This is a genomic window from Nostoc sp., from assembly GCF_036917615.1.
Lineage (GTDB): Bacteria > Cyanobacteriota > Cyanobacteriia > Cyanobacteriales > Nostocaceae > Nostoc.
Genome location: NZ_JBALCZ010000027.1, coordinates 15900 through 38423, shown reverse-complemented (window position 1 = coordinate 38423; position 22524 = coordinate 15900). Strand labels below are relative to the sequence as shown.

Sequence of the window (22524 nt, the reverse complement as noted above, 5' to 3'; positions counted from 1 at the left end):
TTTTAATACGGCGGATAAGCAAAATCATCTTCATCAGCATAAACGTAAGAGTTGGAAACTCCTGCCATTGCCAATTTAGGCGTTTCTGATTTTACAGGTTCCTTCCCAAAATCTTTGTATTCTTCAAAAGTCTTGCAAATCATTGCAGACTCAAGAGAATCCGAAGCAATTAAATATTGCGTTAAAGTCCCTACCGTGGGATGTTTGTAGTCTACAGTTGAAGCTACCAGAACTGTATTTGGTTCAATACCTCTTTCTTCACACTCAATTATCGGGCAAAAAATCCCGTGAGCGTGGAACAAAGGGCCTTTTGGTGTCAAAGGTTGCTTGCGGTAGACAGCATAAGCTTTTTCTAGTTCAGCAACGAATCCACTAACTATTTTGCCTTGTTGAAATTCACAGTAAGTTTTGCTGAAACTGGCTCCAGCTGCACCATTAAGAGTTAGTTGTAATGGTGATTCATGTAAAAACTTTTTATTCTCACCGACTATAAAAATTAGATAGCGAGTAAAGGTTTTAAATTTAAGTTTGTCGGCTAAAAAAGCATCATAATTTTCTTTGAGCGTACCCAGTTTTAGACCACTTTCCCGGTCTTTGACAGACAATGGTCCCCGACGCACTAAAACCAAGTGTGGACTAGTGCTAATAAACACCGTTTCGACTCCAGAGCTAAATTCATGCTCTACCTGCTGCCAATTATCATCTGGCACAAAGCCGACAGCATTGGCATTATCTAGCTTAATCGCCAAACCGTGGGATTGCATACCATCTGTGCCATACCGAGGATTAATCATCTGACACCAGGGGATGACTTGAGAAGGCGGTGCATTAAATTTCTCGTCTTCAAAGTCGAAATTAGCAGATGCTTTCATCGTTTTAGGCTATCAAAGTGTTTTATTGAACAAGTTTATCAGCACGCTGATCCTGGAGAGCCAGAAGGAGAGCATTGGTACGAGCGTCACCCGTCTCTTGCGCGTCGCCCTGAAAACAAGGGCCAACGTGGCATCAAACTGGCGTAGTAGTTTTTCCAGATTAAGGCAGAATCAATCTATCTTGCAATCCCTGTTTCGTTTTGTAACAACAAATCCTCATCGAAACAGTGCTAGGCACTCAGCACTTATTGCTCAGTATTGTTTCGGTTAACTCAAAGCAGTGAGAGTTTTCAAATCAGGCACTTCTAAGTCAGGTTGACTTCCTGCTGATCTTGTGATAATAACTCCTTTTTGGTTTGCTCGACGGTTTACCCAGACTGTTGATAGTCCCAGAGATTTGGCTGTAACGATATCGTGATATACACTAGCAGCAACGTGTAATATCTGCTCTAGCGGCAAATCAATTCTCTCAATAGCCAGTCTAAAGTTGTTTAAAGAAGGTTTATAGCTTTTTGCCTGTTCTGCTGTGATTATCTGGTCAAATTCCACCTCCAAATGCTTTGCCGAGAAAGCAAAGAGATCGTCATCGACATTTGAGATAATTACCAGCTTGAACTTTTGCTTGAGGGTTTTAAGGACCTGAACTGTTTCGGGGAAAGGCAGCCAATGCTGAATCGAATCAGCAAGTGAATTTAGTTCCTCAGCAGTTGGCTCAAAGCCAAATCGCTCACCAAATTTCTGGACTACTTTTTTCAAAACTTCTCGATATTTGATATACTCTCCTTTTTCTACTTCTGCTTCAAATTCAGCAAAAAGTTCCAGAATTTGATCGTCATCCAAATTAATGTTGTGTGCCAGCAGAAGTCGATTTAGTACATCTAAAATGCCGTTCTCCCAATCGATTAGGGTTCCGTAACAATCGAAAGTTAAAGCCTTGTACTGATTGAACTTAATCACCTTTTTATACTCCAGAGCTTGATTAATAGTGTTTAGTTTTCATAAACCAAAAGACGGGTGAACCCATCTGCGTTGGCGCAGCCCGCCGCAGGCATCGCCACATTAGCCACTGTTAAAGTCTCTGAACATTTTTTCTATATCAAAGCAGAGTTTAAGTAGGTAGACAATAAAATACCAAATTGTGTGAATATAAGCAACTAAATGGGTATAAAAAACTAAACTATCTTAAGAAAGATGAAGTAAGCTAAAAGCCTCTTGTCTCTTGCCTGCTGGCTTCTACTTGCTGCCTAATTTAAACGACAAATATTTACGCCGACTTACTTCTAGTGTGGGATAATGTTATCTAAATATAAGGAGTTATACCTAAGATGTTTGTATGGATATTAAATTTCAGGATACACAAGCGAATACCACTGAACAATTAGACTCAACTAAACAGCTATTTGATAGCAAGCCACCTGTAACTTTTTCGGTAGCAGAGGCAGTGGTAAAAATCCTGGAAGAGATGGGAGTAGAGTATGCCTTTGGTGTTTCCGGAGGTGCGATCGCCCCAGTGTGGGCGGCGTTACATCAAAGTTCCATCCAGGTGCTGCACTTTCGCCATGAAGCCGGAGCCGCTTTTGCAGCTGTTGAAGCGTATTTTGCTAGCGATCGCCCGGTTGTGGTATTCACTACTACAGGTCCGGGGATCACCAACGCTTTGACAGGGTTGTTAGCTGCCCGTTGGGAGGGCGCTAAGGTCATTTTCGTATCAGCTTCAACCTCGGCACCACAGCGAGGACGTTGGGCTTGCCAAGAAACTAGCACCTACACAATGCCCAGCGCAGGTATTTTTACTTCGGGGCCAATATTCCATTATGCGACAACCCTCGAACGCAGTGATGAACTCCCAGAGGTTGCTCAAAGGATTGCTCTCGGTCTAGCACGACCTGGAGGATTCGTAGCTCATATAAGTATTCCTACAAACATCCAGACAAGTTCAGTAAATACATCTTTGCCACGAGTCACTCTGTCTCATGGTCTGGTAACCGTAAGTGAAGAGACAATAGCCGAATGTGTCCGCTTACTCTCTGAGGGACCGTTTGCCATCTGGGTCGGTTTTGGGGCACGGGGTGCTGCAAAAGAGATTCGCCAGCTTGCTGAGAAAACAGGGGCTGCCGTAATGTGCTCACCACGGGCCAAAGGTATTTTTCCTGAAGACCATCCTCAGTTTGTAGGCGTTACTGGCTTCGGTGGGCATGAGTCTGTTCTCAGGTACATGCAAGAGTACCGTCCTTTACGCACCTTGGTTCTGGGAACACGCTTAGGCGAACGCACATCACTCTTGCTCCCTGTGATGATACCCTTGGGGGGCTTTTTGCATGTTGACATCGACCCAGAGATACCAGGAACTGCATATCCATCTGCTGAAACCTTTGCCATTCCGTCTGACATCAAAGTGTTTGTGAAGGGTCTGTTGAAACACTTTTTGCAACATCCTGTTCAGTTGACAAAACCGATCCTACCTAGACCTAAACATAGTATAATCAATCCACGTACACACGGAAAAGTGCGTCCCGTAGTGCTTATGGATGCTATTCAAAGACTGATAGTTGAGGGAAGTGATGTATTGGTGATGACCGAGTCAAGCAGTTCGTCTGCTTGGGGAAATTACATGCTGCGGTTTGCCAAGCCACATCGTTACCGAAACTGTAGCGGTTTCGCGTCTATGGGGCATATGACCACTGGCGTTGTCGGTGCGGCACTAGCTCGTCGTGATAAAACTGTCGCCATTGTTGGTGACGGTGCCATGCTAATGAATAATGAGATTAGCACAGCTGTAAAGTACCAGATTCCAGTTGTCTGGATAGTACTTAATGACGGACACTACAATATGTGTGATCGGGGGATGGCAATGTTGGGCTTCCAAGGTGTGGATGCAGAGATTCCGCAGACCGACTTTGTTAAGATTGCTTGCGGGATGGGAGCGGATGGGATTCGCGTCGAGAGAGAGCTTGACATTGAGGCATCTCTAGAGAAAGCAATGGCAGCGATCGCTCCGTTCGTAGTTGATGTGGTCATTGACTCAACTCAGTTTGCACCAATTGAAAGTCGTATTCTTAACTTAATAGCCGAGAGCGAAACTAATTATTGCTACTAACTTATTGACAGTGAAAAGGAATTCTTTATGGCACAATCCCCAGTAGGTATTCGTTCACTTGCATTGACCCTACCCAGCATTAGACGTACCAACGATTACTATAGAGACAAATATCCAGAATTAATTGAGCAGGCAGAGCAACAAAGTTTAGCAAAGCTGTTTTCGCTTGCTGGCTCCACCCCCGGTAACGAGTTTGACTTAGAGATGATGCCCTATCTCTCAGATCCCTTTCGGGGCACTGTTGAACGACAGGTGCTTGGTCAGGGCGAGTCGTCGCTGACGCTGGAGTATAAAGCAGCAAAGGATGCCCTTGAAGCAGCCAAGCTTTCATCCGATGAGATTGATCTGATGCTAGTCGCCTCAATTTGGCCTGAACAAGTAAGCTTTGGCAATGCAGCCTTCCTTGCCGGACAGCTTGGCTTGAAGGGTGCGGCTTGGAATCTTGATGGGGCGTGCGGAGTTACCCCAGTTGCACTGCAAACTGCCTGTGCCCTAGTCCGAGCAGGAGAATACCGCAATGTGCTAGTAGTCATCTCATGTACGTACTCTCGCTTTTTTGATGAAGACGATACTGTATCATGGTGTATGAGCGACGGTGCTGGAGCTTTTGTCGTCAGTTCACTTGAACGAGATCAGGGTGTGCTTGGGACAAAGACAGTTCACACATCTGTGTTATGTGACACTTTAATACCTCAACTGACTCAGGACAAGCATGGTAATCCGCAACTTCGCATGAAGGTAAACAAGAGCGCAAACCAACTATTCCGCGAAACGTCTGTTGATCTTCTCCGTACCTGTTGCGAGGGTGCTGTTGCTGCTGCTGGTGTAACACTTGAGGAAATAGACTTCTTCCTTTTCAATACAGCCACTGCCTGGTTCGCAGACTTCTGCACGCGCGTACTGGGCATTAACCAAGAGCGCACAATCAATCTGTATCCGCATTATGCAAATGTTGGGCCAGTACTCACTGTAGCCAATATGTACTATGCTGCACTGCTGGGAAAAATTCGTGAAAACGACTTGGTTCTTATCTATGGATTCGGTGTAACTGGTGTTGCCTCTGCAAGTGTGATGCGCTGGGGCAAAGTGGCGTTAAGTTCTGCCCCTCTAAATATTATTGAATCTGACTTGGCAGTGACAAGTTCTAAAGACAGAAGCAAAGCTGCTTGTTAATGATGTTTACCAAAATTTAAAGTTTATCTGAGTAATTGGCTGTGAAGAAACAAATTATTGGGACAGGAATTTTTCTTTTATCTCTCATCTTTCCGCTCAAAGTTTCAGCGCAGAATAATGACGAGATTTATGTGTTTGGTGATAGCCTTTCTGATACGGGTAATGTATTCAATGCCACAGGAGGAATCATTCCTCCAAGTCCAACTTACTTTAATGGACGTTTTTCCAATGGTCCAATCTGGGTAGAATATCTTGCCTCAGATTTAGGATTAAAGTTGAATTTAAACACTAACTTTGCCTATGGTGGCGCAACCACAGGGTCTAAGAATATCGGCATTGATAGTTTACCAGGATTGCAGCAACAGATTAATGGTTTTACGTTAGCAAATCCGTCTGCAAACCAGAACGCTCTTTACGTAATTTGGGCTGGTGTGAATGATTATGTAGATTATTTTTTTGGTGACATTCCTAATCCTACCCAAGCAGTCAATAATTTATCAGTGGCAGTGACATCACTTGCTGCTGTTGGTGCTAAAAACTTTCTGGTGGTTAACTTACCAGATTTAGGAAAATTTCCAGTTACAGGCGGCAATAATCAAGATTCCACCTTACTAAGCACTTTTACTAAGGAACATAACTCCAGCTTGACTGCAAATCTCAACTTTTTAAACCAGCAACTTAGCCGTGATATTAATATCATTCCTCTTGATGTTTATTCCCTATTCAATAGAATTATTGCTGCTCCAGGAGAATTCGGTTTTACAAATGTGACCGAATCTTGTGTTGGGAACTTATCGGTAGTGCCCATCAATGTTCCCAAACAGCCAGTTGCTTGTGCTCCAGATAAGTTTTTATTCTGGGATCAAATCCATCCGACAACCGCGGCTCATAAGCTAATTGGAGAATTAGCTTTTTCAGTCCTGAAGTCAGTACCTGTATCCGAACCTTCCGCTGTATTAGGGATATTGGCGCTTGGTGTTTTAGGTGCAGTTGGGTGCGCGGCTGAGAGATACAAAGATGAGCCTAAAGTTAGGGCAACAATTGTGCTTATGCCTGTTTTTGAAGTTCTCGATAGCCAAAGTCCAAAGTACTGAATTGATAATATAAATCTTGGGATCAAAGTTATGGGGATCAAGTTTGAGAACATCCTTATATGGGGACGTTCTACTGAGGAATACACCAGAATGTTTGGTCTAACTCTTGAAGATGTCAAACTGAAAATTATTGACTGTGCAGCTGGTCCTGCGAGCTTTAATGTTGAGATGACTCGTAGAGGAGGCAATGTTATCTCTTGCGATCCAATCTACAAATTAAGTAAAAGTGAGATTACTCAACGCATCCAAGAAGCTAACCGTGAAGTCATGAATGCGGTGCAAGGAAATCCAGATAATTTTGTTTGGCAGGATGTTCAATCGCCAAGCCAGCTACTAAATATTAGAAAATCCGCTATGCAGGAATTCATTGAAGACTTTCCTTTAGGAATTTGGGAGAAACGTTACGTTACAGGTGAGCTACCTACTTTACCATTTGCTGATCGGCAATTTGATTTAGCCTTGTGCTCTCATTTTTTATTCATCTATTCTGAACATCTATCTCAAGAGTTCCATCTCGCTTCTATTGCAGAAATGTGTCGAGTTGCTATAGAGACACGCATTTTTCCACTGCTAGACACGTCTGGAAAGCCATCTCCATTTTTGCTGCCAGTTGTCGACCAACTGATCAAAAAGGGATATGAAGTAGAAATTAGACAAGCATCCTATGAATTTCAGAAGACTGGAGACAGATTCTTACGTGTATCGAGAACCTAATTATCGAAAAATGATTTAGTTACTTCTATCATAATTTAAACTTATTTCAGCTTAAAATACAGTAGGATTATTCTTCCATGACAACTGCTCCTAAAGCTTTCAAAGAGGCTTTCTGAGCTTCTGTTATACCTGTAATAGCAGTGATGTTTATACCTTCATAGGGTCTTTCACTCCTCAAAGTTTTTAGACACTCACTAGTGTTTATATCCCAAAGCTTAATCGTGTCATCTTGACTACTACTGGCTAGGATCTCACCAAGAGGACTAAAGACTACCGACCAAACTAATTCTGTATGTCCCTCCAAACTTTGAAGGCATCGACCAGTGTTGATGTCCCACAGTTTTACACTTTGGTCATCACAACCACTTGCAAGTATGTAACCATCTGGACTAAAAGCAGTTGAGTATATAGAACCGGCATGTCCCTTCAGAGTTTGAATGCATTGCCCAGTGTTGACATCCCACAACTTCACCGTTTGATCGCTACTGCCAGTGGCTAATACGCGACCATCAGGACTATAGGCAATTGACCAGATCAAGTTGTCGTGTCCCTTCAAGGTTTGAATGCATTGCCCAGTGCTGACATCCCACAACTTCACCGTTTGGTCGTGGCAGCCACTTGCCAAGGTCTGACCATTTGGGTTGAAAGCGACAGACCATACTCTATCTGTATGTCCCTCTAATACCTGAATGCAGTGCCCAGTGTTGACATCCCACAGCCTCACTGTTTGGTCATCGCTACAAGTGGCAAGGATCTGACAGTTTGGACTGAGGGCAACTGATATCAGCCAATTACTATGCCCTTGCAAAGTTTTAAGACATTTCCCAGTTTTAATATCCCACAACTTCGCAGTCTGATCCTCACTGCCACTAGCAAGGATCAGATCATTGAAACTCAGGGCAACCGATGTGACTCGATTACTATGTCCTCGTAGAGTTTTGATACACTTACCGCTAACAATGTCCCAAAGCTTCATCGTTTGATTGCCACTCCCACTGACAAGCATGTTACCATCAGAACTAAAGCAAACTGACCATATTCCATTACAATATCCCTCTAAGGACTTAAGGCATTTACCTGTACTGACATCCCACAGCCTAACCGTTTGGTCATCGCTGCCACTTGCGAGTGTACGACTATCTTGATTCAAAGCGACTGACCACACCCTGCTATTATGTCCCTGTAAGGTTTTAAAGCAATTACCACTACTGACATCCCACAGCTTCGCTGTTTTATCATCACTTCCACTTGCCAGTGTATGACCGTCCAAACTGAAGATCACTGAATTTACACAGTCAGTATGTCCCTGTAAAGTCTTGAGGCATTGACCAGTGCCAATATCCCACAACTTCACCGTTTGGTCATGACAGCCACTAGCTAAAGTTTGACCATCCGGGCTGAAGGTAACTGACCAGATTCCACTGGTATGCCCATGTAAAGTCTTGAGGCATTGACCAGTGCCAATATCCCACAACTTCAGCGTTTGGTCATGACAGCCACTAGCTAAAGTTTGACCATCTGGGCTAAAGGTAACTGATGAGACTCGACTATTATGTCCCTGCAAAGTTTTGAGGCATTGACCAGTGCTGATATCCCATAACTTTACTGTTTGGTCTTCACTACCACTGGCAAGCATGTGACCTTCATCACTAAAGGCAACCGACCAAATCCCACCGCAATGCCCGTATAAGCTTGTCAGGCATTGACAAGTACTGATATCCCATAACTTTACCGTTTGGTCTTCACTTCCGCTGGCAATCATGTGACCTTCAGGGCTAAAAACAACCGACCAAATCCAACCTGTGTGTCCGTTGTACGAGAGCAATTGTTTCCCACCTGCAACCTGGTACAGACGAATTTCATTATTAGTATCGCCCGTAGCTAATAATTGTCCATCTGGGCTGAATGTTACCGAATGAATACCCCCTAATGTTTCAGCAAAAACACACTTAGCTAGATCGGCGTGAGCAAAATTTACATTGTGCAAATTCATACTCCGCATATCTGCTTGCCAAACAGTCAGATAAGAAAAATCATAGCCACTTAAATCTGTTTCTAAATGACAAAGCAGATTTAAAATATTTCCAGCCGTATACCCTGGTTCTAGGGGCGATGTCTCTCGGAGTTTTGTGAGAATTTGAGTTAATTGATTTTCAATGTTTCTTTTACTTCTTAAAACATTAAGCAACCCATCTATAACTGGTTTGATGATGAGACGAACTTGAGTATCTTTTACGTAGTCTTTACCCGTTGCCTTCATCAGAGCATGACATCTGAATAAATCAATATTCTGAGTGACAATCTCCTCACAGATATGTTCTATCAAGCTACTAGTCACATACTCCATGACCACAGGCTGGAGGGTAAAAAGTGATCCGGTTTTTTGAATGAGCGTAGGCGTAGCCTTCTCGATTAGTGATCGCCTTCCTAAAGATTCCAGAGCCTCTAGTAATTTTGCTTGTGGTACTGGTGATACAATATCATCTCGCAATTCGGAGAGTGTAATTGACTCCCGATTAATCGCTAGCCAGTACATTATGTCCTTTTCTAAATCTGACAAGCGCTCAAACTGCTGCTCTAAAATATCGCGAATGTCTCCAAAGACAGACGTATCTTGTTGCAAAAAGTCAGTCATATTACCATTAAAGATATCTTTAATGGTCGTGGCAACTATCTTCAAGGCTAATGGATTGCCTGCATAACGTTCAATCATTACTTTCCATTCATCCTCTGCCGCCGATAGCCCCTTGAGTTTTAAGATTTCTTGCCCTTCTGCCACCTTCAAGCCACTCAGTGGCAATGAGCGAACAGGTAGTGCTTGTCCTTCCAATAATGCCACTTCTCTAGATTTTTCACGACTAGTCAGCACTAGGCAGCTTTGGTGAGTTGCTTCTCCTACCCGTCTTAAAAGCTCACCATATTCCTCATATCCTTCTCGATAAAGTCCAGCGCGGCTACCACTGCGGTGAATTGATTCTGCATTATCAAGGAGCACTAAACAGCGATAATTTTGTAAATAATAGAGTAGCCGCGATACCCGATCGCTAAAGCTTTCTGGTAAGTTACCTTCTGTTTCGTGTTCGTCAGATAGAAATTGGATTAGGTTACTTAGAATAATTTTAACAGGCGGAGCTTCTCGTAGCGATCGCCAAATCACATACTCAAAGTTGTCCTGAATTTTTTGAGCAAGCTTTACAGACAGTGCCGTTTTACCAATACCTCCTATTCCTAATAGTGCGACCAATCGGCAGTGCTCATCGAGAATCCATTGCTCTAGCGTAGTAAGTTCTTCTGTACGTCCATAAAAAACTGAGTTAAAGATAGCTTCTCCCCAATCTAGACGACTATTTGAGCTTGAATAGTCATTTTTATCTATTTTTAAGTTAAAAGCCGAAAAAAGGTTTTCAATAGTTTGTTTGTCAACTCCTCCTTCGCGATTCAATACTTTCGAGATAGTAGCGGAATATAATCCAGAGCGTGCACTCATTTCTTCGAGAGTATACCTATTTCCAAAATTTTCCTTTGCTTCTGACTGATGCTTTGCTTCCTTAATTTTTTGTAAACCTTTGGTAGTAAGTGCAACACCACGCTTGCGTCTCCAATTCTGTAAAGTCATGTATTAACTCACTGTTCGTGTAATTATCTTTGACTAAAAGGAATTATCTACTAGGTTGCTATAGATATGAGGTGATAGCCATAACAAACGGATAATCTCATGTTGCAAAAGATTTAAAACAGGTATATTACCAAAATATTCACTGATGAAAAACACCTTTGGCAATCCACTCGTCTCAGTAAGTCAACACCGCTTGCTCAACAGACAATCTGGTCTGTGGGGCATTGCTGACATCAGCTTTTCAGCCGAAAGCTTCTTGCACTTGGGTAATGGCAGATTGATTACGTATGGAGCTAGTTGTTTAATACTTTGACTTTTCAGTAATATGTTTGTTTGGGGCGTAAAGCTTAAGTTCAATCTCAAAATCTCGATTTTCACTTGTAAAAACAGTTTTGAATTGGCAATCTTGATAAGGAAAGTTTGTATATATCTAGCCTATCAATCAATGAATAAAACTGCTGCACTTAAATTTCCCCGTTTGGCAACCTCCAGTAAAAAAAGGGCGCTTAAGCGAATTACTATAAACCTGGCATCAGATGAAGCCCAGAACCTTGAAAAGTATTGTGAACAGACAGGCAGATCAGCAATAGATGTGATTCGGGAACTCATTCAAGCCTTGCCTTGACCTGACTTTTCACACCAAGTCTGAAAAGGTCTAGGAAAGAAGAGTCATCGCTAAAGTAGAAGGTATTGCAGATTTAGACAAAGGTTTTTAACTTTACTTTGATGAAAGTAATTCAAGGGCGGTAATCATAGATTAGACCCTTACGACTGGTAGTTGCTATTTTAATACTGTTGTTTGTGGGGAAAAGACTAAAAAACAAGGGTTATAGATTATTCTCTGACGGAGATGACGACAGAATAAAGATAGTCGCCGAACCCTAGAAACAGTCTTTTACTCCTCATTGTGCAACTTAATAATAGTTATCACGTTATCTTGTTTTCGGCGTGCTGCGCTCGTTTACGGCGGGCGTAGCACGCCTTTACTCAATTTTTACGTCCCTCTCAATCCTCACAAAAAATTACCACTCGTTAATTTAACACCTCCAATTCAACCAAATTATAATGCTTGTATCTTGATGAACCAAGGTGAAATGGTTCGCAAATCTACTTTTATTTCGTCAGTGGCAAGGCTCGAATGAGTTCTCGAATCACATCCGTTGCTGGTCTGCCTGTCTGTTCACAATACTTTTCTAGGTTCTTGGCTTCATTTGATGCCAGGTTTACAGTGATTCGCTTGACCGCCCATTTTTTGTTCATGCTCTAACAGATAAATCGTGTAATCATAGCTTCAAACCCTGATTTTACCTTCCAACTGGAAAGTAAGTAGGTTGGTGCTATTAAAGATAACTATGTAAAGCTTTGTAAGGATTATGAGATGTGCTTGAATTAAACTTAGTTGCTCGTTTGCATACCTTTACATGATTTGATTTTTCCCCGCCAACCTACTTAACCTAAATTTGGGATGTGCCGAGATACCTTTTCAATAGGACACGTTGTAAATAAATATTGCAGGTATGCTTTACTGATTTACTAACTTGTCCATAAGTGATATACGAACAATCAAGTAAGGATGTTATACGCATTCTGTTATGGCATCTAGTTAATTCTAGATGCTCCAAATTTTGCCGCCTCTCAATTTAATTGTAAACCTGCTTTATTCACCTAAATAACCCAGGTTATGTTGGCATAATACCTATTTTTATCGTTTTGATTAGATTCATAATTAAAGCTTAATTACAATCAATTTAAAATTAACAATGTTGAAGAAAGTCTTAACCTAAATTTGTACTAACTTTAACTCAACCTTTGCTTAGGCTGTATGCCTTAGTAAGAAGATTGTGTAGTAACTATAGTAAAGTACGGTATTTACATCAGGTTATAGATGTATTACTAGCATTAACCCAGAGCTAGAAGTCAAATTGGAGGTTATTACGAGTTGCTGTTGACTGCATTAAGGATCAAAGATTCATAAAACTGCAACTGACCCAATTACATATACTCTGAGTCAAATTAACTGGAGCGTAGACCGATGAGACGCACAGGTGCTGCTTGCATAGCGGAAAACCAGATGTCTACGCCGACAGCATGAGATTTGCATATTTTTTGTGGAGTTTTCTTAACTTACTTGAGGAGTAGAAATGCTTGAGGCTATCGCTGTTGCTTGGTTATTACTGTTTTTTGGCGATTTTCTATCTACATTCTTTTACCACATACCCGAGCACGTTTTTGGTAGCCTTCATTTAAAAACGCACCACTCCTGGAAGAAGGACTTCCGTCACTACGCTATTTTAACTTTTAATCCCCAGGTTCTTTTAGATGGTATCTTGGGAGCTTTGCCTTATGTACTTATAGCAGTAGTCCTGTGGTCTTTCTCTCCCATCGGCGTGATCTCTGGATTACTGCTTGGTCAGTTTCATGTATGGTGGAGACACATAAGTGTACTGGGTTGGCAAACTTCAAAACCTGTAAATATTTTATGCCAAATTCTATTTATTACTACTCCTGAGAGACACTGGTTACATCATCACAAAACTAATTTAGGTTTCGGTGATATTTTCACCTTCTTTGAACAACCTGCACAAATGTGGTTACGTTGGCTTCGGCTATTCAGACTTCGTTTTCGCTACTCTCGAATCTAACTGAAGCTACTGCTTAACTTAATACTTTTTAAAAGTACCAAAAGCAGCTACTTTTGGTACACTGTTTATGTTTTCATAGAGAGGAAATTATTCCAGTCTCAGAAATGCACCCATTTACATGCTCAAAAAAGCTGATTCCCAATTTACGAGTAGCAGCAACAATAAACATGAATCTTCCATAGATTTAAATCTCTGCCTTTCTCTAATGCCGATCCTCGATTAGAGGGGCAGAAAAACTTTAGCGCTCTGATTTGTGTACCGTTGCGAGCCAAGGAGCGGGTACTGGAAGCGATCGCCATTGGAACGCCCAAAACTGACTCATACAAGGCTGAACACCTGAAGCTTGTGAGTATCTTTACCTCTCAAAGTGCTCTGCTGATAAAGCACAGCTTTATCAGCAGAGCACTCAAGCATGGGAACCCATCCTTGGAGGCTCCGCCTCCTCTTTCTTGACCAGAGACAGAGCCTCTGAGAATACATTCCCAGCCCAAAAGCTGGGAACTAGGCTACACAATACTTTGGGCTTATATTAGTGCCATTTCGCCCCAAAGAAGTTATTGAAAAATCAATCCTGGTGTTGGGTTTTTGAGGAAAGTCCTAAATACTTTTCATTTGCGATCGCTTCCGGCAGACTGGAAGCGATTGCAATACTTGGTAGTGCTAATCCATCTGCAATGGCATTATTAACTGTGTTCACCCTGCAAGTGAATGCTTTTTCTATATTTGATGCTAGGTGTAGCTTGCTTTCGCCACTACACTATTTATTTAGACTTCTAATCACCAAGTTCTTTTAGATGAAATTAAATACTTTTTAAAATTACTAAAAGCAGCTGCTTTTAATACGCTATTTATGTGATTAAGTAGTTAAATTTTAATCTGATAATCAACATATTGCATTTTTATAAGAAAACTAAAAACTTCTGACTTTTCGCTTGATATAAATGAAACCACAGATAAATACAAATGCATACAGATGAAGTCACATCGCTTCTCTACGAGACGCACAAGGGACGCTCCGAATTCAAAATTTAAAATTCACAGATTAATAATCCCCATAAATAAATTTAGTGGTAAAAAATTTATCTCCAAAGAACTCATCTTCCCAATATTGTTTAAGTGGGGCGAATAATTTCATACAAATCCTGGGTGCGGGTATACCAGTTACCCGACAGCCGACCGATCGCGTGCAACTTTGCGACATCAATTGTATTTTGTGGTGTGAGTAAATCGTCTCGAATATGCCACAGCACCGCCTCAGCAATAATTAATCCCGATTGGCTACCTTCATTCCCTAGATAAACTATTTGCTTGAGCACACACTCAATATTAATGGGTGATTCTGCAACTCGTGGCGGACGCACTCGTTTTGAGGGAGTAGGAGTTAATCCCGCTACTTGGAATTCGTCCACATCTGGCGGAAAGTCGCCACTGGTGGTGTTCATCTGTTCCCCTAATTCTTCAACAACTATGTTGACCACTAGTTCACCCGACTGCTCTACATTCAATAAAGTATCTTTTTTAACACCATGCCGCAGACCTGTGGAGATGGCTAGAGTCGGTGGGTTAGCTGTGACGCCCATAAAAAAACTGAAAGGTGCGACATTAGGCGTACCATCGCTGGCGATCGTTGACACCCAAGCGATCGGTCGGGGAACCACTGAACCGACAAGTAATTGATAGGTATTCCGTGGGTCGTTCTGGGAGGGATCGATAATCATTGAGATTTTCCTGACTAAATACTACAGTTTTTCAAAACTTGATCTTACCGAAGAAAAGCTTTCCACCTTAGTTATACGTAATTTTCATTACTGCTCTTGCTTTTTCTAGCTATATGTGAGATTTTCGTACTCAATTACGATACTACTGTTTTTTGACCAAAATACCGTATTTAAAAGAAGTCTGAGTGTTTATTTGTGGTTCCAAATATTAAATTCGTATTTTTGCAATCAGTCTATTTTTCAGAAAAACCTTGGAAAAAAGACAGGAGCTTTCAAAATCAGACAAATAGACAAATACATCTAGCAGGTTTAGTTAATGCTGGAATCGGGAACTTGTAACTAACTTTTTACTAGGAGATAACTATGACAAAACCACGTTATGGGATTTGGGCACCTGTCGGTGGTAATTTTGGGCCTCTCAACACCCCAGAAGAACCTGTGGATGCAAGTTATGAGCGCACGCGATCGCTTATTTTAGAAGCAGACCGTCTGGGATACGCCACCACTTTGGTAGCACAGCACATCGCCAACCCCCGTAGCCTGGAATTGGAACAGCTAGAAACCTGGACGGCATGTGCAGCCTTAGCTGAAGCCACAGAACGAATTGAGATTATCGCCGCGATTAAACCCCTGCTGTTCCATCCAGCAGTTTTGGCGAAGATGGCGCTGGGCATTGATGCCATTAGTGGTGGGCGTTTTGCCATTAATCTAATCAGTGCTTGGTTTAAACCAGAAATGGAGCGCACTTAATATTCCCTTCCCGCCCCACGATGAGCGCTACCGCTATTCGGGTGAGTGGTTGCGGGTTGTCAAGTCCCTCTGGAGTGGCCAGAGGGTTAACTTCCAAGGGGAATACTTCAAAATAGAGGATTTGAGTTTCCGGCCCACTTCCATCGCCCAACCACATCCTCCCATCTACCTTGGAGGGGCATCTGATCCGGCGCAAATACTAGTTGCTGAACAGGCAGATATCTACTTTATTAACGGTCAACCGATTCAGGATGTCCGCAAGGTGATTAAACAAGTTTTAAGTAGACCGCGAACCCTAACCAAACCAGTGCGCTTTGGTCTATCAGCCTTTGTGATTGCTCGTTCCACCGATGCCGAAGCCCAAGCAGAACTTGAGCGACTTATGGCACTCCAGAAGCAAGAAGAACACTTAAAATTAAGTGTTGCCAAAGGAGTTGATCCAGAAGCCATGATGTTCCAACTCTTCGCCAAAAATCCAGCTGTTGGCGGCAATGGTGGGACAGCAGCAGGATTGGTTGGTAGCTACGACACAGTAGCTACAGGAGTTGCAGATTTTGTTGATGCCGGAATCGAGACTTTCATGCTGCAATTCAATCCCTTTGCACAAGAAATGACGCGCTTTGCCCAAGAAATTATGCCGCGAGTGCGCTCTTTAGAACTTGTGGCTTGAAGCTAAGTATTAGATTTTCCCCTGGCACATTTCCAAAGAAGGGTTGGGGCGATCATCTACTGCGATCGCAGCTTTTTTTATCAGTTATTTAGTTGATCTAGATTCAGGATTTTTGCCTGACGCTGGGTCTTTCACGCAATCAATACAACTCTAAAATTTCTAATTCTGGTGAGAGTGGAAAGCCAAATTTTTCATGATAATGAGGAAACTTAAGTAAGAATAGGCATAAAGGTTTATTTCTATAAAAAGCTTGTAGCTTAAACATGCGAACTTCAAAACCTTCCTTTTGTGCTTCTTGTGATTCAGAAAAGCTTCCAGGAAAAATTTCATCAAAATGAATTTCAAATTTCCTTGCAGTTTCCAAAAAAGGTTTGCCAATCAATCTAGCACTATTGTCATAGGCAGGGTTAGGTATTACTCTCCTATACTGGCTTTCGTCAAATACAGCCTGGAAAATAAATTCAAAAAATCCGCTAAATATCTTGAGGTTTTAACTTGTATTAAAATCTTGCCAACCTTGAACTAAACTATCTTGAAGCTCTTGAAAAAGATTACTTATAAATTGACTTTCTACAGAATTAATTTCAGCAGTATTTATTTCAATTTTTACCTATTATTAATGGTGGTTTATTGACAAAAATTCGCTTAAATTCAAGGCTTTGAAAGTAAACAAATTAAAACGCTCTTTCAATCTCAAACAAAAAGATTTGAGAGCGTTAAGCCAAACTAAAATATAGGATTTTTTTAATCTCTCTACTCCAGCACCTGATAGTAATGAAGTACCATAAACAGATTTAAACTTTGCGGATAATCCAATCCTCAAAACTCACTAAATTTTCTTTAAAACCTGTAAAATTTGTAAACTTAATAACTGAAATACTTATGTGTTTATACTGCCATAAAAGAAGAATAAAAGTCAACAAGATTAGTCATAAATTCAAAAATTACTCAATATTACTATTGACAAGTTTATATTTACTTAAAATCCATATCCATAAAAGTAATTTTGCCCTCAAAATATGGACAACACAGATAGCTGTGTAACAGAAATCAGTTAAAACTGACTCAAACTCACTTAATTGAGTCCGTTGGAACGGACTTAGGCTATTAGCAACGAAGCTTTTAGTTTGGTATTTGTTGAGAATCACAAGGCTTGAAGAGTAGGCGTACAGGTTAGCAGAGCCGGCACAAGCAAAGAAAACCTCTCCCCTGTCCCCTCCGTTCGCGCAGCGGCGACCACAGGAGAAATTCTGATACCTGTCTTGAAAAGTGACGCTACATACAGTCGTTGGCGCAGCCCAAGGTAGAGAAGAGGCTGCGCTAACAGATGCCTGCGGTATTCTCTGCGCCAACGGTAAGAACCGCCGCAAGAGACGCCAGTTGCTAAAGAGCGGGAACGCAAAGAGCGAACAAGTGGGAAAACCCGCCCTTCGCGCCTAGCTCGACTTTTCGCTGCGGCGGGCTGCGCCAAGGAATAGCGTCCCTTGCGCGTCATGATAGAGAAGCGCGAAGGAGTCAGACGCTACGCACAGTCGCAGCGAAAAGTTGGAAGCCTCCGCTCAGATAACTCTTTGCTTGTCCAATCAGAAGGTAATTCTGGGAAACCTTAATTTGTGAGAGCGAGAGCTTTTGCCAGAAGGAACTAGAATTAGGAAACACCTAGCTGGGTTCTTCTGACTTTTGAAATTAGGAGTGCATGTGTGCCAAAATCCCCTAAATATTTGCTGATTGGATCAACCGAGACTTACAGCGGTAAATCTGCAACTGTTCTGGGTTTGTCTCATCAGCTACAGCAAAAAGGACTGGATATTACCTACGGTAAACCGCTCGGTACGTGTTTAAATTTGGCTAGTGGAACCGTAATTGAGGAAGATGTCCAGTTCATCGCTCTTAGCCTCAATTTGCCGGAAAACCGCGTTGCACCTACAATGCTGGCTTTGGATGAACTGAATGTGCAAAAGCGCTTGCGGGGGGAAGACAAAACCGATTATCAGCAGTCCTTAATACAGCAATATTTGCAAATGTCCCAAGCAGATTTGGTGTTACTGGAAGGGCCTGGTGATTTGTCCGAAGGCAATTTGTTTGACTTGTCTTTGCTGCAAATGGCTGAAGTATTGGATGCTGCTGTGCTGTTAGTAACCCGCTATAAATCATTGCTTTCGGTTGAGGCGCTATTGGCTGCTAAAGGGCGTGTGGGCGATCGCTTGATTGGAGTTGTGATCAATGATATCCCACTCACCCAACTAGAAGCGGTTGACAGTCTCTTGCGCCCATTTTTGGAACACCAGGGGATTCCGGTGCTAGCAATGTTGCCAAACAGCGATTTGCTCCGTAGCGTGAGTGTTGGCGAACTAGTCAAGCAGTTAAAGGCTGATGTTCTCTGTCGCAACGATCGCCTAGATTTGTTGGTGGAAAGTCTAGCAATTGGAGCGATGAATGTCAACTCCGCTGTCAAGTATTTCCGCAAACGCCGGAATATGGCAGTGGTAACAGGAGGCGATCGTGTGGAAATTCAGCAAGCTGCTTTGGAAACTTCTACCCAATGTTTAATTCTCACCGGGCAACTACCACCCCCGCCATTCATTCTCAGTCGTGCTGAAGAACTAGAAATCCCGATTTTATCTGTTGACTTAGACACCCTCACCACTGTAGAAATTGTTGACCGCACTTTCGGGCAAGTCCGCCTTCACGAGCCGATTAAGGTTCAGTGCATTCGCCAGTTAATGTCAGAGCATTTTGACATTGACCGCCTGTTATCTAAACTGGGTTTAACTCCCGCAGCCGCATTGTCTTAGGCTGATCAACTCAAACAATTCAAGAGGATCAATGCTCAGTCATCAGTTAGAGGGCTGGTTATTGGCGAAGGCACAGCTGGCTCGCTGTCACCTCCCAGGCGACGGCGTGCTGTCTCCCTCCGCCCCATAACTGGGACGTGCTTAGTTGCAGCAGCTAATCCAAACACAGGCATATTCCCGTAAACCGCCTCATATCTTCCCGGTTCGATTAAATAAGTTTCGTGCCAAATGCCGACACTGCCATCAGCACCAATGGCTTGATTAAACCTTTGCCAAGCTTTTAGATGTGCATCAGCTGGATTTCTGGCAAAACGCTCCAAATCTTCAAACGATCGCCAATACTGAATCAGTCCCACTCCTCGCCAGTAAACAAAAGTTTCTCCCCCTAAAAACCCTTTTTCGGGATTCTGGTAAAGGCTTCGTAGCATGGGTGACATCGCCGTTGCAGTCGGAATCCATTTGGAGAAAGCGAATAATTTATTAATTCGCATCCCAATCAAAAACACAACAAAGGGTTCATTAATTTCGGCTGTAAATCTTCCTGGTATTACTTGAGGCATTTATTACTACTCAATGTTGTTTCAGTTTAATATGCAATTAGTTGCATATGTCAAGTAGTGAATTGAAATTTATGGCATTAGCGCAGGCAATATTAGCTGCTCTCGTTGACGCCCCTTGTAGTGGGTATGATTTAGCAAAACGATTCGATGGCTCTGTAGGCTTTTTCTGGTCAGCAAGTCACCAGCAAATTTATCGGGAATTGTCAAAGCTAGAAGATCAAGGATGGATCAGTTCCGAGTCGATTGTCCAAGCAGGACGCCCAGATAAAAAGCTCTACAGAGTTACAGACTTGGGAGAACAGCAGCTTAAAGAGTGGATTGCTCAACCTTGTGAACCTACACCGATTAAAGATGATTTACTTGTTAAAATTTTTGCTGGTCATATTGCTTCTAACCAGATGATCTTGGCAGAGCTAGAGCGTCATCAAAAAGCCCACTTAAAAAAATTATCTACGTACAAGGATTTAGAACAAAAATGCTTTCAGAATCCGCAAGAACTCCCAAAATTAGCAAAATTTCAGTATTTGACTCTCCTGAATGGCATCACTTATGAAACATATTGGCTGACTTGGTGTGACCAAGTAATCCAAACAATCGAAAAATTGTAGCAATGTCTAACTCAGGTTCGCCTCGCACCTACACGCTGTTTGGTAAAATATCTGGGTCGTTTAATCTGATTATCTCCATCTTTGAGCCAATCAACAGACCTTATTAACCTCGATACATTAGCGCAAGAACTGGCGACAATCCAGCAAACGGGTTCTAAAAGAATTGCCTTGCTGGGTTCTCGTCACGTCCCGATTACGCATCAGAATCTTATTGAAATGATGACATATGCCCTAGTTTTATCGGGTAATCGAATCATTACTTCTGGTGCTACAGGTACAAATTCAGCTGCCATCAAGGGAGCAACGCGGGCTGATGCGAATTTATTGACCGTGATTCTACCCCAAAGCCTGGAACGCCAGCCTTTGGAATCGCGCCAGCAATTAGAACAGGTAATGCATCTAGTGGAAAATTCCAGTAATGATAATCTGTCCCTTGCTGAAGCTAGTTACCTGTGCAACAAGGAAATTGTCTCTCGTTGCCAGCAACTGATCTGCTTTGCATTTCACGACAGTTGCACCCTGTTGCAAACTTGTCAAGATGCAGAAGAACAAAGAAAAGTGGTGACCCTCTTCTACTTTGATTAGTCATTTGTCATTTGTCTTCTCTTACAAAGTTCTGATCGCCGGAAACCGACGCTCAGACTTTGCGCTTTGTCATTATGTCATTTGTCTTTTGTATTTGACTGATGACTGATGACTGATGACTGATGACTGATGACTGATGACTGATGACTGATGACTGATGACTGATGACTAATAACCAATAACTAATAAGTAATGATAATTTTTTTGTACTCGATCGCTGCTGCTGCCGTTCTGATTTACGTGCCATTTTTGGTGGTAGCTTATGCCCGTGTGCGTATTGGGTATAAAATGTTTTCTACTCCTCATGCTATGTTTGATCAATTGCCACCATACGCCCAACGAGCGACTTGGGCACATCAGAACACCTTTGAAGCGTTTATGTTGTTTGCGGCAGCTGCATTGATAGCATACGTAACTGGTGTAAATTCTTCTAGAGCACAAGTGGTTGCGTAGACGCAAAGCGGCTTGTCGCCAGACATCGCCTTTGTGGTGGCCCGTTTGCTATACTCAATTTTTTATATTTTGAATATACCCCTTTTGCGTTAGCGTAGCTCCTCTGAAAGAGGCTCACTGATGTTTGGCATTGGCATCCTTGGCTCTGCCACTCTGATTTTATTGAGCATCATCCAAGCTACTAGTTAATTGAGGCATAGGGAGTGTGGACTGGGGACTGGGCAAAAGTTTTCCCAATCCAAAATCCAAAATCCGTCTTGGAAAGTCTGAGCGGAGGTTTCCTCCGCTCAGACTTTCCGCAAAATCTAAAATCCAAAATGTTTTATGGCTTCTACTTTTTCCTTTGACGTTGTGAGCGATTTTGACCAACAAGAGTTGGTTAACGCTGTAGATCAAGTTATACGAGACATTAAAGGTCGTTACGACCTCAAAGACACTCAAACTACTGTCGAGTTAGTCGAAGAAAGCATTAACGTTAGTACTGATAGCGAGTTTACCTTAGATTCTGTACACACCATCCTGCGAGAAAAAGCCGCAAAGCGTAACCTCTCCCAGAAAATCTTTGATTTTGGCAAGGTTGAATCAGCCAGTGGTAATCGCGTGCGTCAAGAAATCAAACTCAAAAAAGGCATCAGTCAAGAAATTGCCAAACAAATTTCCAAATTGATTCGCGACGAATTCAAAAAGGTACAAGCTTCAATTCAAGGGGATGCTGTGCGAGTTTCTGCCAAATCTAAAGATGATTTACAAGTCGTCATGCAGCGGCTGAAACAAGAAGACTACCCGGTGGCTTTGCAATTTACAAATTATCGTTAAAAGATTTACATCGTGGCAGTGCCTATCCAAACTAAGTTTTGTAAAGATTTTTTGTTTGGATATAATCCACGGTAGTTAACTTAACGCTAAAAGGGCGGTTAGAAACCGCGTCTACACGAGGCTTTACCCGCCTGCGCGGCTTAAAAAACCTTAATTTTCTCTTAGCCCACGCAGGTGGGCTACCCTGCGGGAAGCCGCTCTGCGTCTATGTTTGTGTAGTCAAGCCAGTGCTGTCTTCTCCCATTCGTGAGAGGCTAGCACCTTCTCTACCTTGGGCTACGCCAACGCAAAGCGTCTCGTAGAGAAGGGGGTTTCCACGCCAGTTGCTTCACTTGAGCAACTGGCGTGCGAATTCCATTCG

General features: G+C 42.4%; 22 protein-coding genes and 1 pseudogene. 14 read left to right on the top strand and 9 right to left on the bottom strand.

Features of this window, described 5'->3' with window-relative positions; all coding sequences use genetic code 11:
* Window positions 1-2: 2 nt before the first annotated feature.
* Both V7K85_RS09615 and V7K85_RS09610 read right to left on the bottom strand, forming a co-directional pair.
* Complete coding sequence (locus V7K85_RS09615) at window positions 3-872, bottom strand: DUF5895 domain-containing protein (RefSeq protein WP_334813055.1); 870 nt, start codon at window positions 870-872, stop codon at window positions 3-5.
* Between the two features lie 267 nt (window positions 873-1139).
* Window positions 1140-1829: a haloacid dehalogenase type II gene (locus tag V7K85_RS09610; RefSeq protein WP_334813053.1), complete on the bottom strand. Its 690-nt coding sequence runs from the start codon at window positions 1827-1829 to the stop codon at window positions 1140-1142.
* 376 nt (window positions 1830-2205) lie between these two features.
* On the opposite strand from V7K85_RS09610, the gene V7K85_RS09605 reads away from it, so the two are divergent.
* The 4 genes from V7K85_RS09605 to V7K85_RS09590 are packed head-to-tail and all read left to right on the top strand — an operon-like array spanning window position 2206 to window position 6950.
* Complete coding sequence (locus V7K85_RS09605) at window positions 2206-3969, top strand: ScyA-related TPP-binding enzyme (RefSeq protein WP_334813051.1); 1764 nt, start codon at window positions 2206-2208, stop codon at window positions 3967-3969.
* Window positions 3970-3996: 27 nt separating this feature from the next.
* On the top strand, window positions 3997-5142 hold the full coding sequence (locus V7K85_RS09600) for a 3-oxoacyl-ACP synthase III family protein (RefSeq protein ID WP_334813049.1): 1146 nt from the start codon (window positions 3997-3999) through the stop codon (window positions 5140-5142).
* Between the two features lie 41 nt (window positions 5143-5183).
* On the top strand, window positions 5184-6236 hold the full coding sequence (locus tag V7K85_RS09595; RefSeq protein WP_334813047.1) for an SGNH/GDSL hydrolase family protein: 1053 nt from the start codon (window positions 5184-5186) through the stop codon (window positions 6234-6236).
* 30 nt (window positions 6237-6266) lie between these two features.
* On the top strand, window positions 6267-6950 hold the full coding sequence (locus V7K85_RS09590) for a class I SAM-dependent methyltransferase (RefSeq protein WP_334813045.1): 684 nt from the start codon (window positions 6267-6269) through the stop codon (window positions 6948-6950).
* A 67-nt stretch (window positions 6951-7017) separates the two neighbouring features.
* On the opposite strand, the gene V7K85_RS09585 is transcribed toward V7K85_RS09590, so the two are convergent.
* Entirely contained in the window at window positions 7018-10566 is a 3549-nt protein-coding gene (locus tag V7K85_RS09585) for an NB-ARC domain-containing protein (protein WP_334813044.1), read from the bottom strand.
* Between the two features lie 145 nt (window positions 10567-10711).
* Here V7K85_RS09585 and V7K85_RS09580 point away from each other — a divergent pair, with 145 nt between their 5' ends.
* Both V7K85_RS09580 and V7K85_RS09575 read left to right on the top strand, forming a co-directional pair.
* On the top strand, window positions 10712-10879 hold the full coding sequence (locus tag V7K85_RS09580; RefSeq protein ID WP_334813042.1) for a hypothetical protein: 168 nt from the start codon (window positions 10712-10714) through the stop codon (window positions 10877-10879).
* 132 nt (window positions 10880-11011) lie between these two features.
* Complete coding sequence (locus V7K85_RS09575; RefSeq protein WP_334813040.1) at window positions 11012-11191, top strand: CopG family transcriptional regulator; 180 nt, start codon at window positions 11012-11014, stop codon at window positions 11189-11191.
* A gap of 488 nt (window positions 11192-11679) precedes the next feature.
* Here the strand turns inward: V7K85_RS09575 and V7K85_RS09570 are convergent, their stop codons facing one another.
* Window positions 11680-11826: a ribbon-helix-helix protein, CopG family gene (locus V7K85_RS09570; protein WP_334813039.1), complete on the bottom strand. Its 147-nt coding sequence runs from the start codon at window positions 11824-11826 to the stop codon at window positions 11680-11682.
* Window positions 11827-12707: 881 nt separating this feature from the next.
* Between V7K85_RS09570 and V7K85_RS09565 the strand changes: the two genes are divergently transcribed.
* On the top strand, window positions 12708-13208 hold the full coding sequence (locus V7K85_RS09565; protein ID WP_334813037.1) for a fatty acid hydroxylase: 501 nt from the start codon (window positions 12708-12710) through the stop codon (window positions 13206-13208).
* A gap of 565 nt (window positions 13209-13773) precedes the next feature.
* Here the strand turns inward: V7K85_RS09565 and V7K85_RS09560 are convergent.
* Together V7K85_RS09560 and V7K85_RS09555 are read right to left on the bottom strand one after the other, a co-directional pair.
* Complete coding sequence (locus tag V7K85_RS09560) at window positions 13774-13905, bottom strand: hypothetical protein (protein ID WP_334813035.1); 132 nt, start codon at window positions 13903-13905, stop codon at window positions 13774-13776.
* A 415-nt stretch (window positions 13906-14320) separates the two neighbouring features.
* A complete protein-coding gene (locus tag V7K85_RS09555) occupies window positions 14321-14926 on the bottom strand; it encodes a flavin reductase family protein (protein WP_334813033.1) in 606 nt (201 codons plus the stop codon).
* A gap of 363 nt (window positions 14927-15289) precedes the next feature.
* Here V7K85_RS09555 and V7K85_RS09550 point away from each other — a divergent pair, with 363 nt between their 5' ends.
* Together V7K85_RS09550 and V7K85_RS09545 are read left to right on the top strand one after the other, a co-directional pair.
* Window positions 15290-15676, top strand: coding sequence for an LLM class flavin-dependent oxidoreductase (locus tag V7K85_RS09550; protein ID WP_334813031.1), 387 nt, complete (start codon window positions 15290-15292; stop codon window positions 15674-15676).
* Window positions 15642-16346 carry an LLM class flavin-dependent oxidoreductase gene (locus tag V7K85_RS09545; protein WP_334813029.1) on the top strand — a complete coding sequence of 235 codons (705 nt, stop codon included), beginning with the start codon at window positions 15642-15644 and terminating at the stop codon, window positions 16344-16346. The genes V7K85_RS09550 and V7K85_RS09545 overlap by 35 nt, the downstream gene beginning before the upstream one ends.
* Window positions 16347-16485: 139 nt before the next feature.
* Here V7K85_RS09545 and V7K85_RS09540 read toward each other — a convergent pair whose 3' ends face one another.
* Window positions 16486-16728 carry a hypothetical protein gene (locus V7K85_RS09540; protein ID WP_334813027.1) on the bottom strand — a complete coding sequence of 81 codons (243 nt, stop codon included), beginning with the start codon at window positions 16726-16728 and terminating at the stop codon, window positions 16486-16488.
* Between the two features lie 762 nt (window positions 16729-17490).
* Window positions 17491-17841, bottom strand: a complete 351-nt coding sequence (locus tag V7K85_RS09535; protein WP_334813026.1) for a hypothetical protein — start codon at window positions 17839-17841, stop codon at window positions 17491-17493.
* Window positions 17842-18046: 205 nt separating this feature from the next.
* Here V7K85_RS09535 and V7K85_RS09530 point away from each other — a divergent pair, with 205 nt between their 5' ends.
* Entirely contained in the window at window positions 18047-19141 is a 1095-nt protein-coding gene (locus V7K85_RS09530) for a phosphotransacetylase family protein (RefSeq protein ID WP_334813024.1), read from the top strand.
* Window positions 19142-19176: 35 nt separating this feature from the next.
* On the opposite strand, the gene V7K85_RS09525 is transcribed toward V7K85_RS09530, so the two are convergent.
* Window positions 19177-19701 (bottom strand): DUF4188 domain-containing protein, encoded by a 525-nt coding sequence (locus tag V7K85_RS09525; protein ID WP_334813022.1) that lies wholly within the window; start codon window positions 19699-19701, stop codon window positions 19177-19179.
* Between the two features lie 71 nt (window positions 19702-19772).
* Between V7K85_RS09525 and V7K85_RS09520 the strand changes: the two genes are divergently transcribed.
* From V7K85_RS09520 to V7K85_RS09505, 4 genes and pseudogenes are all read left to right on the top strand, one after another.
* A complete protein-coding gene (locus V7K85_RS09520) occupies window positions 19773-20309 on the top strand; it encodes a PadR family transcriptional regulator (RefSeq protein ID WP_334813020.1) in 537 nt (178 codons plus the stop codon).
* 81 nt (window positions 20310-20390) lie between these two features.
* Window positions 20391-20894: a DNA recombination-mediator protein A gene (locus V7K85_RS09515; RefSeq protein WP_334813018.1), complete on the top strand. Its 504-nt coding sequence runs from the start codon at window positions 20391-20393 to the stop codon at window positions 20892-20894.
* 192 nt (window positions 20895-21086) lie between these two features.
* Window positions 21087-21536: pseudogene (locus tag V7K85_RS09510) on the top strand (MAPEG family protein).
* Window positions 21537-21671: 135 nt separating this feature from the next.
* Window positions 21672-22163 (top strand): YajQ family cyclic di-GMP-binding protein, encoded by a 492-nt coding sequence (locus V7K85_RS09505; protein WP_334813016.1) that lies wholly within the window; start codon window positions 21672-21674, stop codon window positions 22161-22163.
* Window positions 22164-22524: the final 361 nt, after the last annotated feature.

What these genes read in the sequence shown, in the direction of transcription:
- V7K85_RS09615 (WP_334813055.1), bottom strand. Translation starts at nt 872, where the DNA reads ATGAAAGCATCTGCTAATTTCGACTTTGAAGACGAGAAATTTAATGCA.
- V7K85_RS09605 (WP_334813051.1), top strand. Translation starts at nt 2,206, where the DNA reads ATGGATATTAAATTTCAGGATACACAAGCGAATACCACTGAACAATTA.
- V7K85_RS09600 (WP_334813049.1), top strand. Translation starts at nt 3,997, where the DNA reads ATGGCACAATCCCCAGTAGGTATTCGTTCACTTGCATTGACCCTACCC.
- V7K85_RS09590 (WP_334813045.1), top strand. Translation starts at nt 6,267, where the DNA reads ATGGGGATCAAGTTTGAGAACATCCTTATATGGGGACGTTCTACTGAG.
- V7K85_RS09585 (WP_334813044.1), bottom strand. Translation starts at nt 10,566, where the DNA reads ATGACTTTACAGAATTGGAGACGCAAGCGTGGTGTTGCACTTACTACC.
- V7K85_RS09580 (WP_334813042.1), top strand. Translation starts at nt 10,712, where the DNA reads ATGAAAAACACCTTTGGCAATCCACTCGTCTCAGTAAGTCAACACCGC.
- V7K85_RS09575 (WP_334813040.1), top strand. Translation starts at nt 11,012, where the DNA reads ATGAATAAAACTGCTGCACTTAAATTTCCCCGTTTGGCAACCTCCAGT.
- V7K85_RS09570 (WP_334813039.1), bottom strand. Translation starts at nt 11,826, where the DNA reads ATGAACAAAAAATGGGCGGTCAAGCGAATCACTGTAAACCTGGCATCA.
- V7K85_RS09565 (WP_334813037.1), top strand. Translation starts at nt 12,708, where the DNA reads ATGCTTGAGGCTATCGCTGTTGCTTGGTTATTACTGTTTTTTGGCGAT.
- V7K85_RS09555 (WP_334813033.1), bottom strand. Translation starts at nt 14,926, where the DNA reads ATGATTATCGATCCCTCCCAGAACGACCCACGGAATACCTATCAATTA.
- V7K85_RS09550 (WP_334813031.1), top strand. Translation starts at nt 15,290, where the DNA reads ATGACAAAACCACGTTATGGGATTTGGGCACCTGTCGGTGGTAATTTT.
- V7K85_RS09535 (WP_334813026.1), bottom strand. Translation starts at nt 17,841, where the DNA reads ATGACGCGCAAGGGACGCTATTCCTTGGCGCAGCCCGCCGCAGCGAAA.
- V7K85_RS09525 (WP_334813022.1), bottom strand. Translation starts at nt 19,701, where the DNA reads ATGCCTCAAGTAATACCAGGAAGATTTACAGCCGAAATTAATGAACCC.
- V7K85_RS09520 (WP_334813020.1), top strand. Translation starts at nt 19,773, where the DNA reads ATGGCATTAGCGCAGGCAATATTAGCTGCTCTCGTTGACGCCCCTTGT.
- V7K85_RS09505 (WP_334813016.1), top strand. Translation starts at nt 21,672, where the DNA reads ATGGCTTCTACTTTTTCCTTTGACGTTGTGAGCGATTTTGACCAACAA.